This is a genomic window from Thiomicrorhabdus cannonii, from assembly GCF_013391695.1.
In the GTDB taxonomy this organism is placed as follows: Bacteria; Pseudomonadota; Gammaproteobacteria; order Thiomicrospirales; family Thiomicrospiraceae; genus Thiomicrorhabdus; species Thiomicrorhabdus cannonii.
This window is the reverse complement of record NZ_JACBGH010000003.1, coordinates 238,205-252,183: the sequence shown is the minus strand read 5'-3', so window position 1 is coordinate 252,183 and position 13,979 is coordinate 238,205. Positions and strand designations below refer to the sequence as shown.

Here is a 13,979-nt window from a genome sequence, read left to right as displayed (position 1 = left end):
GACTATATTGAGTACTATAATCACAAACGCATCAAGCAGAAACTCAAAGGCCTGAGTCCGATAGAGTATCGAAATCAGGCCTTGGGTACCGCTTAACTAAAATGTCCAAGTTTTTGGGGTCACTTCATCAAAGCGGTTTTTTTATATCCAAGCTATCGTCACTTCTTTAGATTTTGCCTTTGAGCTTTTTCATCGCCTGCGCCATTTGTTCTTCGATGCGGCGCGCCTCTTCCTGCGCCTCTTTAGCTTGCTGCTCCTGGCGTTCCTGGTCGATATACGCTTTATACAGCTCCAGATTTCGCAGATGGGTCTTCTTCCAATCAATCCGTCTCAGCAGCCAGCGCACAATAAAACGCACCACATGACACTCATCGTGTGACTGGTACATGACCTCCGGCACCGGCCTGACGCCATGCATGCGCTCAACCATAATCAGCTGTGTTGCTCTGTCGGGACGGATGCGGATATAGCCACTTTCGTTGTCATCAAAACTGGTACTGTAATAAAGACGCACCACCCGGTTCATATTAAAAATCGCCTTGTTCAGAATCGTCGATTCGGGACGACCGCTCAAGCCAACCGTAAAAATAAAGATATTCTGCGTCATAATGCGTCTGAAAAAGCTTTCCACCTCTTCAAACGGCACTTCATTATGCGAAACCTGGTAAGCTTCAACCTCCTCGCGAATCTGCTCGGAGCGTCTTTCAAGATGCTTAAAAAAATACTTGAGTGACGGCGAAATCGCCTTGTCTTTCTTCATGGCCAATACCTCTATGTTGGTTATCGACCATTTCCCCGAATCTTGACCCTGCAATGCGTTTTTTTTATGCGCCTCAAGTCTGCCGCGTCGGCAGGCGCCTTTAGGCCTGCTAACCGCCCGGAGGTGACAAGGTGTGGATAAACTTTTCAAACTCATCCGCAGATAAGGCCGGGCTGGATAGATATCCCTGATAAAAATCGCAACCTTGCATTTCTAAGTATTGTCGTTGCTGTTCATTCTCCACACCTTCCGCAATTACCTGCAAGTTCAGTGAATGGGCCATGGAGATAATGGCCTGAATAATCGCACGGCTATCGTTGTCTGTTTCAATATCATCTATAAAGCTCTTGTCGATTTTGAGCATATCTACCGAAAAGCGCTTTAGATAAGCTAAAGAACTGTAGCCGGTACCAAAGTCATCAATTGCGATGCTAACCCCGAGTTTTTTCAAGGTTACTAGCAACTTTTCAACGGGCTGTTCCGTTTCGACCAGCGCGCCTTCGGTAATTTCTAACTCCAGTAATTCAGGCGGGAAGGAGGTTTTTTTAATGACCGTAATAATTTGGGATTCAATATCTTCCAAGTGGAGTTGCTGCGCAGAGATATTCACCGCAATACGCTGAATCTGCAAGCCCTGATCCAACCATTTCTTTCCTTGAATACAGGCCTCTTCCAGAATCCACTGTCCCAGCTGGCGAATCAAGCCCGTTTCCTCTGCTATAGGGATAAACTCGGCAGGAGGAATCGTGCCGAATTCGCGTGAAAACCAACGCAGCAAAACCTCTAACCCAACAAGTTTTCCTGACGTTAATGAGATCTGAGGTTGATAATAAAGCTTGAGTTCGTCATTTTTCAGCGCCGCTTTTAGCCGAGCTTCAAGTTCAATTCTTTTGCGGGCATGTTCGGTCATTTCTTTGCTGTAATAGGCGTAACTGTCTCGGCCTTGGCTTTTGGCCCGGTAAAGTGCAGCATCGGCGTTCTGCACGAGCTGTTCGGGATTAAGACCATGATCGGGATAAAGACAGATACCGATACTCGCAGAAACGTGTAATCTGTTTTTTCCTATCAACCACTCCTGACGAGTAATTTGCAACAGCTTATTGGCGAGCATTCCCGCATCCTGTGGTTGATTGAGAGAATTAAGCAGTACTGCAAACTCATCGCCCCCCAGACGCGCGATAATGCCTTTATTTGCTAAAAGCTGTTTCAACCGCCGGGCAAACTCAAGCAGCACTTTATCTCCGACAGAATGGCCATAACTGTCATTAATGTCTTTAAAGTAATCCAAGTCGATAATTAATAAAGCAAAATGGCTATTCAGGCTTTGGCTTGCATCGATCTGTTCTTGAAGGCTTGACATCAAAAAAGAACGGTTTGGCAGATGGGTCAAGGCATCATAGAAGGAAAGAAATTCCAACTCTTTCTGGGAAGCTTTAAGCTGGCTAATATCAGTAAAAGTTGCGACATAAAAACGGGGGAGTTCGTGTTCGTCTTTGACGAGATTAATCGTTAGTATTTCAGGGTAAACCTCCCCGCTTTTTCGACGATTATAAATTTCTCCCTGCCAATATCCCTGGTTCTTTATTTGATGCCACATGGCCTGATAGAAGGTCGTATCGTGTTTTGCGGACTTTAGAAAAGATGGATCGCGCCCCTTGATCTCCTCGAAGGTATATCCTGTAATTTCCGTGAATGCACGGTTCACATTTAAGATATTGCACTCTTGATCCGTTATCATGACCCCTTCGTTTGTGGCGTCAAATATGACTTTGATTTGCAATAATTCATGGAACTGCTTTTTCTCCGCGGTTACATCATTCCAGCTTCCGGTAATCTGCAAAACGTCACCTTTTTTATCTCGCCTTACTAACATTTCATCGCGAATATAACGGACATCTCCGGCAGTATCGTAAAAGCGATACTCGTGAACAAGATGGTTTTTTTGGTTGACGGAGGAGAAGACTGATAACGCTTGGGTTTTATCCTCATGGTAAATATGGCTTGCCCACCAACCGGGCTTCATACTTTCTTGGACTGGATAACCCAATATCTTTGATATGTTGTCGCTGACATATGCGGTCTTGAAGCCTGAGGCACTTTTTTTCAATACATAAAAGACGGCGGGATTGGCATTAATGAAACGATCCATGCGACTGAGCAATTTATGCATTATGACAAACAATAACAATGAAGTTACCAGCACAAAAAAAAGACCTTTATAGTTTTGTGCAACAACCATCAGATCGGGCGAGTCACGGAAGAGTTTACTGACAAGCCAATCGGAACTTAAGATCCATAGGGAAGCCAACATTGTATAAAGAATTGTCGCAATAATCGCCGAACGGCTGGCCTTATTCATTTATTGGCACCTAAAATTTCAATCAGTGAGTCAATAGATTTTTGTTTTCTTGGATTCATTCTAAAACAAAAATGACAAGCCACTATCAAAATGATTTCTCAAGCTATAAAGAACAAAAAAGCCAGTAATTTATAGAAACTACTGGCTTCTTAAGGTTTAAATGTACGCAAAGCCCTGCGGCTACGTTTTAGAACGGTACATCATCGTCGTCAAAATCGTTCGGCACATACGCCGGTGCCTGTTGTGGCTGACCCATCGGCGCGGCGCGGTTTGCACCCATGTTATTGTTCATGTTGTTCATCGGATTTTGTGGACGCTGCATTCCTTGCGCCGGACCGGTTGGATTCATCCCGCCGCCAAAACCGCCCTGCTGGAAATTATTGCCCATGCCGGCGTTCATGCCTCCCATCGGATTCTGATTCATGCCTTGCTGGCCGCCGAAGCCGCTGTTGTCAAACGCCGTGTCGCCGCCGGAACGGCCGCCCAGCATCTGCATAGAACCATTCACGTCAATCACCACTTCGGTGCTGTAACGATCCTGACCGCTCGCCTGGTCCTGCCATTTGCGGGTTTGCAATTTGCCTTCCAGATAGACCTGCGACCCCTTGGTCAGATACTGGCCGGCAATTTCCGCCAGCTTGCCGAAAATGACCACACGGTGCCATTCGGTCTTTTCCTGCTTTTGGCCGGACGCTTTATCATTCCACTGCTCGCTGGTTGCCACACTCAGGTTGGCGATGGCATTGCCGTTAGCCGCGTATTTGACTTCCGGATCACGCCCCAGAGTTCCCACCAAAATAACTTTATTCACACCACGCATAATGACTCTCTTCTCTCTTCAAACTCTCGATACCGGATAACGACTAAACGGCGGCCTTGCTTTGCTCAATATAACGAATCAAGGCTTCCTCATTCAACACTTTACGATCCACCTTGAAGTAGGCGCGCTGCTCCTCCGGCAAAATCACCACTTCATAGATCCCATCGTATGCCAACAGCTGCTGTTGCAGGCTTTCGACTTCATGCCCGGCCACCGGGCCAACCGGCACGGAGGCGATGCTCAACGGCAGCGGTTTCTGCATGGTCGCGGCCGCAGCCAACCACACTAAACCGATCACGGTCGTAAACATAAAAACACCATTATAACCATAATGATGATAAAAATATCCACCGAAAAAGCCGCCCAGCGCAGCGCCCATAAACTGGCTGGTGGAATAGACCCCGCTGGCCGTGCCTTTCTTGTCGGCCGGTGCCAATTTAACGACCAGTGAGGGCAACGACGCTTCCAATAAATTAAAGGCGGTAAAGAAAATCAGCAGCAGCACAAACAGCGTCCAGAAGCCTTCATGGAAGTTCATGAATGCCAACTGCATCAACGTCACCGTGGCGATCGCGCCGACAAACACCGATTTCATGCGTCCGCGGCTTTCGGCCTGAATAATAAACGGCACCATCAAGGCAAACGACAGCAACATCACCGGCAGATAGATCTCCCAATGGCTCAGACTGTCCAATCCGGCGCCGTCGCGCAAGGCCAACGGCAGCACCACAAACATCGCCGTCAAGGTCGCATGCAATACAAACACCCCCAGATCCAAACGCAATAACTGGGCGTTTTTCAAAATCGCGCCGAACTGGCTCGGGTCGGTTTCCGCCTCGCGCTGAAATACCTGCTTTTCGATTTTAGGCACCGCAAACATTACCAGCAGCATCCCGATAACGGCCAGCAGCGCCGTTGCCCAGAAAATACCGCGCACCCCGATCCAGGCCGCCAACAGCGGCCCGGCAATCAGCGACAGGGTGAACGACAAACCGATGGTCATGCCCACAATCGACATGGCGCGCAAACGGAACTGCTCGGTGACCAGATCCGCCACCGTGGCCATCAACACCGCGGCAACCGCCCCCATGCCCTGCAACGCCCGACCGATGATCATCATCTCGATCGAATCGGCCAGCGCACAGACAACCGAACCGAGCATGAATACCACCATGCCGGCGATAATCAGCGGCTTGCGCCCGAACTTGTCGGACAACATACCGTAAGGAATCTGCAACAGCGCCTGCGTCAGGCCGTAAATCCCGATGGCGATACCGATCTGCGTGCCGGTGATATTGGCAAATTCCGCTTCGGCAAACAGCGCAAACACGGGGAAAATCATAAACAGCCCGAGCATGCGGGTCGAGAAAATACCGGCCACGGAGAAGGCCGCGCGTTTTTCCGTTGAACTCATGGTGACGGGAGAAGGTAATGACATACAACAAATCCTGTAATCATCCTCGGCGTAATCCAAGGCTAGTAAAGCGGCTAAAAAATTAAGAGGGCGATTATAACACTCCTCCAAAAGCTTCAGACTATAATTGAATTTCAACGCCAACACATCCCTTCATCCTTAGGAGTGTCCATGAAAAATGCTCGCCTTACCACTATGTTGCTGATTCCGTTAATGGCCTGCGTAGCCGGCCTGTTCAGTTTGAGCGCCCAGGCCGAAGACGCCACCTATCATCAAGTCCATTTCAGCATCAGCCAGAGCGATACGCTGCAAAATGACACCGCGCAGGTTGTATTGCAGGCCATCGCTGAATCGGTCAGCGCAGAAGTGGCTGCCCAACAGATTAACCGGCAGATGCAGGCGGCCATCAAACTGCTCAAACCGCTTAAACAGATTAAAATCCAAAGCGGCCCGTACAGCGTCAACCCGGTGTACAACAAGCAGCGAGTCATTCAGCACTGGCGCGGCCAACAGACGCTGACGCTCACCACGCAGGACCTACCCGGCCTGCCGAGCGTATTAAGCAAATTGGAGAAACTGCTGACCTATCAATCCACCCGCTTCAGCATCTCCGAAACGCTGCGCCACCAAGCCCAGAAAAAGCTGATTGCCGAGGCCATGCAGACTTACCAGGCCCGCGCTTCGCAGATTGCCGAAGGGTTTAAAGCGCCGGCTTACGAACTGCTTGAGACCCGCATTCAAACCAATGGGGTGCAACCCATCCACCATCAGCCCTACATGCTCGCCAGCCGTGCCATGGCCGAGAGCGCCGAACCGGTCATGGAGGCCGGCGAGTCGGAAATCCGCGTGGAGATCAGCGGCCTATTGCGCCTGCCCTTGGCAAAAATCCAATAAGCGGCCTGCACTTAAGCCAACGCTGTTTAAATTGTTATAATGCTTTATTCATTTTTTTAACCATTTTTTAACCGCCACGGTGGCCCATGCTAGAAAAGATTGTGATTCAAGGGGCGCGTACCCACAACCTCAAAAACATCGACGTCAGCCTGCCGCGCGATAAACTCATCGTGATTACCGGCCTGTCCGGTTCCGGCAAGTCGTCGCTGGCCTTCGACACCATCTACGCCGAAGGCCAACGCCGTTATGTGGAATCGCTCTCCGCCTACGCGCGCCAGTTTTTGTCGGTGATGGAGAAGCCCGATGTCGATCACATCGAAGGACTCTCGCCGGCCATCTCCATCGAGCAGAAATCCACCTCGCACAACCCGCGCTCCACCGTCGGCACCGTGACCGAAATTTACGATTATATGCGCCTGCTGTATGCACGCACCGGCACACCGCGTTGCCCGACGCACGGCTGTGACCTCGAAGCACAGACCGTCAGCCAGATGGTGGACCGCACTTTGAGTCTGCCCGAAGGCAGCAAATGCCTGCTGATCTCACCGGTGATTCGCGGCAAAAAAGGCGAACACCATCAACTGCTCGACGAGTTGCAGGCGCAGGGCTTTATCCGCGCCCGCATCGACGGCGAAGTGCGCGAGCTGGACGGCACGATCACGCTCGACAAAAACAAGAAACACGATATCGAAGTCATCGTCGACCGCTTCAAGGTGCGCGACGACCTCAAGCAACGCCTGGCCGAATCCTTCGAAACCGCATTGCGTCTTTCCGATGGCCTGGCGATGGTATTGCCGATGGACGACGAGGACGATTTTGAACTGCTGTTCTCGGAAAAGTTCTCCTGCCCGCACTGCGGCTACTCCGTGCCGGAACTGGAACCGCGCATCTTCTCCTTCAACAACCCGCACGGTGCCTGCCCAAGCTGCGACGGTTTGGGGGTCAAGGAGAGCTTTGATGCCAACAAGGTCATCACCCACCCCGAACTGAGCCTGGCCGGCGGCGCCATCCGCGGTTGGGATCGCCGCCACAAATACTATTACGACATCCTCAAAGCCGTCGCCGACCACTACGGTTTTGATGTGGAAACGCCGTGGGAAGAACTCACGCCGGAGTTCCAGAAAGTGATCCTGCACGGTTCGGGCACTAAAAAGATTCCGCTGCCGCACGGCAAATACAGTGACGTGCGCCGCTTTGAGGGCGTGATCCCCAATATGGAACGCCGTTTTGCCGAAACCGAAAGCAAGACCGTACGCGACGAGCTCGACAAATACCGCATGACCCACGTCTGCCCGGCCTGCGAAGGCACGCGCCTCAATACCGCCGCGCGTCATGTCTATATTGCCGACAAGAGTTTGCCCAGTCTGACGGCCCTGCCGATCAACGAGCTGCACGACTTTTTCAGCACGCTGGAGCTGAGTGGCTCGAAGGGCGAAATCGCCAAGAAAATCGTCAAGGAGATTCACGACCGCCTGAGTTTTCTGGTGAACGTCGGTTTGAACTACCTGACACTGGACCGCAGCGCCGAAACGCTGTCCGGCGGCGAGGCGCAGCGTATCCGTCTGGCGAGCCAGATCGGCGCCGGTCTGGTGGGCGTGATGTACGTGCTAGACGAGCCTTCCATCGGCCTGCATCAGCGCGATAACGACCGTCTGCTGGCGACTCTTACGCATCTGCGTGATCTGGGCAATACCGTGATTGTGGTCGAGCATGACGAAGACGCCATCCGCGCCGCCGATTATGTGCTCGACATCGGCCCCGGTGCGGGGATTCACGGCGGGCGCATTATGGCGCAAGGTACGCCGCAGGAAGTCATGGACAATCCGCAGTCGCTGACCGGCCAGTTCCTCAAGGGCACGCGTCAAATCGCCATCCCTGCCGAACGCCTGCCCGCACCCAAAGACAAATGGCTCACCATTCACGGGGCGCGCGGCAACAACCTCAAAAACGTCACCTTGCAGATTCCCGCCGGATTGCTGACGTGCATTACCGGCGTGTCGGGTTCGGGTAAATCCACCCTGATTAACGAAACCCTCTCCAAAATCGCCGCCAATGTGTTGAACGGCGCGCAGCAGGATACCGCGCCTTATGACAAGGTCGAGGGCATGCAACATTTCGACAAGTCGGTGAATATCGACCAGAGCGCCATCGGCCGTACGCCGCGCTCCAATCCGGCGACCTACACCGGCCTGTTCACGCCGATCCGCGAACTGATGGCCGCCACGCCGGAAGCGCGTACCCGCGGCTATACGCCGGGCCGCTTCAGCTTCAACGTCAAGGGCGGGCGCTGCGAGGCTTGCCAAGGCGACGGCGTACTCAAAGTGGAGATGCACTTCCTGCCGGACGTGTATGTGCCCTGCGATGTCTGCCACGGCCAGCGTTACAACCGCGAGACCCTGCAGGTGGAGTACAAAGGCAAAAACATCCATGAAATTCTGGAGATGACTGTCGAGGATTCGCGTGCTTTCTTCGACGCCATTCCGGTGATTGCGCGCAAACTGCAAACCCTGATCGACGTCGGTTTGGGTTATATCAAACTGGGGCAGAGCGCCACGACCCTATCGGGTGGCGAGGCGCAGCGCATCAAATTGGCCAAAGAGCTTTCCAAGCGCGATACCGGCAACACCCTGTATATTCTGGACGAGCCGACTACCGGCCTGCATTTCCACGATATCGATCTGTTGTTGCAGGTCATCCGCCATCTGCGCGATCAGGGTAATACCATCGTGATTATCGAACACAATCTGGATGTGATTAAAACGGCCGACTGGATCGTCGACCTCGGGCCGGAAGGCGGTTCGGGCGGCGGCGAGATTATCGCCACCGGTACGCCGGAAACCATCGCCAATACGCCGGGTTCCCATACTGGACACTATTTGAAGAAGTTACTCTGATGGTTGGATTTTGGCAGAAAAAACGCGCTCAAAAAACTCAACAGGCCGGGTATGGCGCACGCCGCCGCTGGTGGCTACCCGGCCTGTTGAGTTTTGTAAGCCTGTTTTCTGCGCCGATCCACGCCGATGAAATCAACCTGCTCGACTGGCGCAATCCGCTTTATCTGGAACGCGCTTTTATTGAAATTGCGATGAAGAACGAATATCGCCAAACCGATATGCGTCTGCACAAATGGCAGGCGCCCATTCTGTATCAGTTTGAATACCACACGCCGTATAAAAACAAAAATCGCATGACCGAAAAGATGTTTGATATCCATTTCGAGCATCTGCACAGAATCACCGGCCACCCGATCAGACGCGTCAAAAAAGGGGAATATGCCAATCTCACCATTGTCATCACCCAGGACCGTCTCTATAAGGAAGATATCGAGCACTATACCCGTCAGGCACCGAACGGACTGGAACGCGACAGTCACTGCATTGCGCACTATCAGACCGACAACACCGGTGCGATAGACTACGCCAATATTATCCTGCCGCTGGATCACGTTATGAGCCGAGGCTTGCTGGCAACCTGCGTAGTGGAGGAATCCACCCAGATTATGGGGTTGCCCAACGATTCCGACTGGGTCAACCCGAGCATCGCCAACGATAAGAGTAAAATTGAATTCCTGACCGGTCTGGACTATACGCTATTGAAAATACTCTATTCGAGTGAACTGCAACCCGGTATGCCGCTGCAAGAGAGTCAGCCGAAAATTCGCCATGTGATTCACCGCTTCGAGCGCGACGGCACGATTGATCGCGCCAATCAGGAAGTCAATCGCTACGGGCTTTATCCGCTATTGAACTAATTCGATGTGGATTGACAGGCCGTTGCGGCCAGTTTCTGGATCACATAACCCGCCAGCATCAGGCCGAAAATGCCCGGCATGTAGCTGGCCGTGCCATTGACCACCCTGCCGCGCGCACCGCAAATCTCCTCCATCGGCCCCGGCTCTTTCGGCGACTCTGTCGAAAAGACGGTCATGACCCCTTTTTGAATTCCCTGCTTTTTTAAACGCTGGCGCATATTGCGCGCCAGAGCACAACCGTGGGTTCTGGAAATATCCGCCAGGGCAATTTTGGACGGATCGATACGGCGTCCTGCCCCCATGCTGGAAGCCACTTTATGCCCTTTCTGTACGGCTGTTGCCACCAACGCGACTTTGCAATTGAGGCTATCAATCGCATCGATAACATAATCAAAGTCGTCCGACAGCAGCGTATCCATATCCTCAGGGCGGATAAATTCCTTGCGTACCGTCACAATGCAGTGCGGATTGATGTCTGCTATGCGCTCACGCATCACGTCTGCCTTATTGCGCCCCTGGGTGGAGTGCAACGCGATGATTTGACGGTTCATATTGGAGGCTGAGACCTGATCATGGTCAATGATGGTCAAACGTCCCACGCCGGCCCGCGCCAGCGCCTCGATGACAAAACCGCCAACACCGCCGACACCGGCGACCAAGACGTGCGATTGTTGCAAGGCGTCGATACCGGCCTGTTCAAATACCAAAAGACTGCGTTCAAATAATGCCGACATGCCAAAATCCGTTACCTAAATTGAAAAATCTGTTGTGCATTATGCCCGCTAACGGCGATGACGTCATCTATTTGCAAACCAGACAACTCCGCAATCCGCGCAATGGTGCGATCAATATCGTGAAGATGGCCGGTTTTAGCGCCAGGCAGCGCAATATTGGGCGCATCGCTTTCCAACACGATATGATCGAGTCCGAAATAAGAGACGAGCTGATGATAACGCCGCGCATTGTCGCGCAGCACAATGCCATTGACGCCTATTTTGAAGCCCAAATCGACATAACGCCGCGCCAGTTCGATACTCGCACCGAGACTGTGTACCACCCCTTGCGGCCTGTAACGCTTCAGCAGCGCCAGCATGACCTCATGCGCCTTGACAACATGCAACGACACGGGCAACTTAAAATCGGCTGCCAGAGTTAGTTGTTGCTCAAACACCTGTACCTGTAAATGCCGGCTATGGCTGTGTGATGCTGAGAAATCCAGACCGATTTCACCGATGGCGGTTGGCTTGTCACTCTCTATAAGGGCTGACAATTCAGACAATACGTTATCTGATTGCGTGCAGACAAACCAGGGATGTATGCCAAACGCGGCATAGATGTTGGCAGAAGACCGAGCGAGCGTCGACACGGCCTGCCAGTTCTCCATACCGGTAGACATGGTCAGATAACGTCTATCAGGCATAAGCTCTGCGTACAAGTCATCCGCTGTCAATAGATCAAGGTGGCAATGGGTATCGATAATCATAGGATTACATTTATAGCAGACATAAAAAAAGCCGGTCAAGACCGGCTTCTTTTATCTGTAACAGCTTATTCTGCTGATTCAGTTGACGCAGCTGGGCGGTCAACCAATTCAACAATCGCCATTGGGGCATTGTCACCAGGACGGTAACCGCATTTCAGAATGCGGATATATCCACCTGGACGACCTTGGTAACGTGGACCAAGTTCGTTGAACAATTTGCCAACAGCAGCCTTATCACCCAAACGTGATTGAGCAATACGACGGTTGTGAACACTGTCAGTTTTAGCAAGTGTAATCAAAGGCTCTGCGATAGTGCGCAATTCTTTAGCCTTAGGAACCGTAGTACGAATCACTTCATGCTCAAATAGTGAGGCAGACATGTTTTTGAACATTGCCTTGCGGTGTGAGCTATTACGATTAAACTTACGACCTGATTTACCATGACGCATGATAGCTTCCTTATATTAAATAGACTCTTTGCTCACCAAGCTCGCTGGTGGCCAGTTCTCTAATTTCGTACCCAAACTCAGGCCGCGCTGTGCAAGCACATCCTTGATCTCTTGTAGAGACTTCTTACCCAAGTTAGGTGTTTTCAGTAAGTGAGTTTCAGAACGTTGTACCAAATCACCGATGTAGTAAATCTGTTCTGCTTTCAAGCAGTTTGCCGAACGTACCGTCAACTCCAAATCGTCAACCGGCTGCAAGAAGATCGGATCAAACTCGTTCTCTTCTTCAGCAGGCGCAGCCACTTCTTTATGCTTCAGATCAACAAAAGCATTCAGTTGATAATGCAATACAGTCGCTGCTTGCTTGATCGCATTTTCAGGATCTAGCGTACCGTCTGTCACCACGTCAATGATTAGCTTGTCCAAGTCAGTACGCTGTTCAACACGCGCGTTCTGCACTTCGTAGCTAACCGTATGTACCGGGCTGAAGCTGGCATCCAGCTTCAAAGAACCAATCTGAGTCGATTCTGATTCAGTTTGCGCTGGGCGGTAACCGATACCGGTCTCGACGCGCAACTTCATGCTCAACTCAGCGCCTTCGCTAACATGCGCGATGACGTGGTCAGGATTAGCAATTTCTACATCATGATCAACTTCAATATCTGATGCACGAACAACTGCTGGTCCCTTTTTATGTAAAGTCAATTCTGCGCTGCTTTTGGCGTTCAGTTTGACAGAAACCTCTTTAAGGTTAAGAAGGATTTCCAATACGTCTTCTCTAACGCCTTCGATTGTTGAATACTCATGTAGAACACCGTCAATCTGAGCTTCAACAATCGCAGCACCTGGCATGGAAGATAACAAAATACGACGCAGTGCGTTCCCCAGCGTGTGGCCAAAACCGCGTTCAAGCGGCTCTAGCGTCACGCGGCTATGAAACGGCGACAGTTTTTGAATATCGACTAAACGAGGTGTTAACAGCTGTTCTAACATCTCTTGCATTAGAAGTTATCTCCGTTTGAATATTACTTAGAGTAAAGCTCAACAATTAGGTTTTCTGAAATATCCGCAGATAGGTCAGAGCGATCTGGAACCATTTTGAAGATACCTTCAAATTTAGCGCCATCTACTTCAACCCAACCAACCGTACCTGATTGCGAGCTCAATGCTAGCGCAGCGGCGATACGTGATTGGTTACGAGCTTTTTCTCTTACCGTGATAGTGTCACCGGCAGAAACTTCATAAGAAGGAATGTTTACTGTTTGACCGTTAACCATGATGGCCTTGTGAGAAACCAACTGACGTGCTTCAGCACGTGTCGTGGCGAATCCCATACGATAAACAACGTTATCCAAGCGACTTTCCAGGATTTGCAGCAGGTTAACACCTGTTGAACCCTTACGACGGTCAGCTTCTTTGTAGTAAAGACGGAATTTTTTCTCAAGTACACCGTACATACGACGTACTTTTTGCTTTTCACGCAACTGAACACCGTATTCAGTTACACGCTTACGGGCTGCACCGTGAACACCAGGCAATTGATCGATTTTACATTTTGATTCGATGCTACGCACACCGCTTTTCAAAAATAGATCAGTCCCTTCACGACGTGCAAGTTTACACTTAGGTCCAATATATCTAGCCATGTTTACCTCAAATATTAAACGCGACGTTTCTTAGGTGGACGGCAACCATTGTGTGGAATTGGTGTTACGTCAGCAATAGCCGTAATCTTGAAACCAGCACTATGTAAACCGCGAACAGCCGAGTCACGACCAGGTCCTGGACCTTTAACCATAACTTCCATATTTTTAACGCCGTACTCGTGTGCAACTTGTCCAGCTCTCTCAGCTGCAACCTGTGCAGCGAATGGAGTGCTCTTACGTGAACCGCGGAAACCGCTGCCACCTGAAGTTGCCCAACATAGAGTGTTACCCTGACGATCAGTAATCGTCACGATAGTATTATTGAAAGTCGCATGAACGTGTGCAACGGCATCCGTTACGACCTGTCTGACTTTCTTTTTAACACGCGAATTTGCTTTTGCCATAT

14 protein-coding genes are annotated in these 13,979 nt (G+C 50.9%); 4 read left to right on the top strand and 10 right to left on the bottom strand.

Going from position 1 to position 13,979, the window contains the following annotated elements:
- On the top strand, window positions 1-96 hold a 96-nt coding region (locus tag HZ297_RS05745; RefSeq protein WP_178862039.1), incomplete at its 5' end, for an IS3 family transposase.
- A gap of 70 nt (window positions 97-166) precedes the next feature.
- On the opposite strand, the gene HZ297_RS05740 is transcribed toward HZ297_RS05745, so the two are convergent.
- From HZ297_RS05740 to HZ297_RS05725, 4 genes are all read right to left on the bottom strand, one after another.
- Window positions 167-760: a hypothetical protein gene (locus HZ297_RS05740; RefSeq protein WP_178862038.1), complete on the bottom strand. Its 594-nt coding sequence runs from the start codon at window positions 758-760 to the stop codon at window positions 167-169.
- 109 nt (window positions 761-869) lie between these two features.
- Entirely contained in the window at window positions 870-3,119 is a 2,250-nt protein-coding gene (locus HZ297_RS05735) for a bifunctional diguanylate cyclase/phosphodiesterase (RefSeq protein ID WP_178862037.1), read from the bottom strand.
- A gap of 187 nt (window positions 3,120-3,306) precedes the next feature.
- The gene (gene ssb, locus HZ297_RS05730) at window positions 3,307-3,939 is read right to left on the bottom strand and encodes a single-stranded DNA-binding protein (protein ID WP_178862036.1); all 633 of its coding nucleotides are present in this window, start codon (window positions 3,937-3,939) and stop codon (window positions 3,307-3,309) included.
- 43 nt (window positions 3,940-3,982) lie between these two features.
- The gene (locus tag HZ297_RS05725; RefSeq protein ID WP_178862035.1) at window positions 3,983-5,377 is read right to left on the bottom strand and encodes an MFS transporter; all 1,395 of its coding nucleotides are present in this window, start codon (window positions 5,375-5,377) and stop codon (window positions 3,983-3,985) included.
- Window positions 5,378-5,524: 147 nt separating this feature from the next.
- Between HZ297_RS05725 and HZ297_RS05720 the strand changes: the two genes are divergently transcribed.
- The 3 genes from HZ297_RS05720 (at window position 5,525) to HZ297_RS05710 (ending at window position 9,998) form a co-directional block, all read left to right on the top strand.
- Entirely contained in the window at window positions 5,525-6,247 is a 723-nt protein-coding gene (locus HZ297_RS05720; RefSeq protein WP_178862034.1) for an SIMPL domain-containing protein, read from the top strand.
- Window positions 6,248-6,333: 86 nt separating this feature from the next.
- Complete coding sequence (gene uvrA / locus HZ297_RS05715) at window positions 6,334-9,141, top strand: excinuclease ABC subunit UvrA (protein WP_178862033.1); 2,808 nt, start codon at window positions 6,334-6,336, stop codon at window positions 9,139-9,141.
- Window positions 9,141-9,998 carry a DUF2927 domain-containing protein gene (locus tag HZ297_RS05710; RefSeq protein WP_178862032.1) on the top strand — a complete coding sequence of 286 codons (858 nt, stop codon included), beginning with the start codon at window positions 9,141-9,143 and terminating at the stop codon, window positions 9,996-9,998. The genes uvrA and HZ297_RS05710 overlap by 1 nt, the downstream gene beginning before the upstream one ends.
- Here the strand turns inward: HZ297_RS05710 and HZ297_RS05705 are convergent.
- The 6 genes from HZ297_RS05705 to rpsK form a co-directional block, all read right to left on the bottom strand.
- Window positions 9,995-10,732, bottom strand: a complete 738-nt coding sequence (locus HZ297_RS05705; RefSeq protein ID WP_178862031.1) for a tRNA threonylcarbamoyladenosine dehydratase — start codon at window positions 10,730-10,732, stop codon at window positions 9,995-9,997. The genes HZ297_RS05710 and HZ297_RS05705 overlap by 4 nt on opposite strands.
- Before the next feature lie 11 nt (window positions 10,733-10,743).
- Window positions 10,744-11,481 (bottom strand): TatD family hydrolase, encoded by a 738-nt coding sequence (locus tag HZ297_RS05700; RefSeq protein ID WP_178862030.1) that lies wholly within the window; start codon window positions 11,479-11,481, stop codon window positions 10,744-10,746.
- A 65-nt stretch (window positions 11,482-11,546) separates the two neighbouring features.
- A complete protein-coding gene (gene rplQ / locus HZ297_RS05695; RefSeq protein ID WP_178862029.1) occupies window positions 11,547-11,930 on the bottom strand; it encodes a 50S ribosomal protein L17 in 384 nt (127 codons plus the stop codon).
- A gap of 15 nt (window positions 11,931-11,945) precedes the next feature.
- Entirely contained in the window at window positions 11,946-12,929 is a 984-nt protein-coding gene (locus HZ297_RS05690) for a DNA-directed RNA polymerase subunit alpha (protein ID WP_178862028.1), read from the bottom strand.
- Window positions 12,930-12,952: 23 nt separating this feature from the next.
- Window positions 12,953-13,573 (bottom strand): 30S ribosomal protein S4, encoded by a 621-nt coding sequence (gene rpsD / locus HZ297_RS05685; protein ID WP_178862027.1) that lies wholly within the window; start codon window positions 13,571-13,573, stop codon window positions 12,953-12,955.
- A gap of 14 nt (window positions 13,574-13,587) precedes the next feature.
- Entirely contained in the window at window positions 13,588-13,977 is a 390-nt protein-coding gene (gene rpsK / locus HZ297_RS05680; protein WP_178862026.1) for a 30S ribosomal protein S11, read from the bottom strand.
- Window positions 13,978-13,979: the final 2 nt, after the last annotated feature.

Coding starts and splice junctions, on each gene's coding strand:
- HZ297_RS05700 (WP_178862030.1), bottom strand. CDS start 11,481: ATGATTATCGATACCCATTGCCACCTTGATCTATTGACAGCGGATGAC.
- rplQ (WP_178862029.1), bottom strand. CDS start 11,930: ATGCGTCATGGTAAATCAGGTCGTAAGTTTAATCGTAATAGCTCACAC.
- HZ297_RS05705 (WP_178862031.1), bottom strand. CDS start 10,732: ATGTCGGCATTATTTGAACGCAGTCTTTTGGTATTTGAACAGGCCGGT.
- HZ297_RS05690 (WP_178862028.1), bottom strand. CDS start 12,929: ATGCAAGAGATGTTAGAACAGCTGTTAACACCTCGTTTAGTCGATATT.
- HZ297_RS05710 (WP_178862032.1), top strand. CDS start 9,141: ATGGTTGGATTTTGGCAGAAAAAACGCGCTCAAAAAACTCAACAGGCC.
- HZ297_RS05740 (WP_178862038.1), bottom strand. CDS start 760: ATGAAGAAAGACAAGGCGATTTCGCCGTCACTCAAGTATTTTTTTAAG.
- rpsK (WP_178862026.1), bottom strand. CDS start 13,977: ATGGCAAAAGCAAATTCGCGTGTTAAAAAGAAAGTCAGACAGGTCGTA.
- rpsD (WP_178862027.1), bottom strand. CDS start 13,573: ATGGCTAGATATATTGGACCTAAGTGTAAACTTGCACGTCGTGAAGGG.
- HZ297_RS05725 (WP_178862035.1), bottom strand. CDS start 5,377: ATGTCATTACCTTCTCCCGTCACCATGAGTTCAACGGAAAAACGCGCG.
- uvrA (WP_178862033.1), top strand. CDS start 6,334: ATGCTAGAAAAGATTGTGATTCAAGGGGCGCGTACCCACAACCTCAAA.
- ssb (WP_178862036.1), bottom strand. CDS start 3,939: ATGCGTGGTGTGAATAAAGTTATTTTGGTGGGAACTCTGGGGCGTGAT.
- HZ297_RS05720 (WP_178862034.1), top strand. CDS start 5,525: ATGAAAAATGCTCGCCTTACCACTATGTTGCTGATTCCGTTAATGGCC.
- HZ297_RS05735 (WP_178862037.1), bottom strand. CDS start 3,119: ATGAATAAGGCCAGCCGTTCGGCGATTATTGCGACAATTCTTTATACA.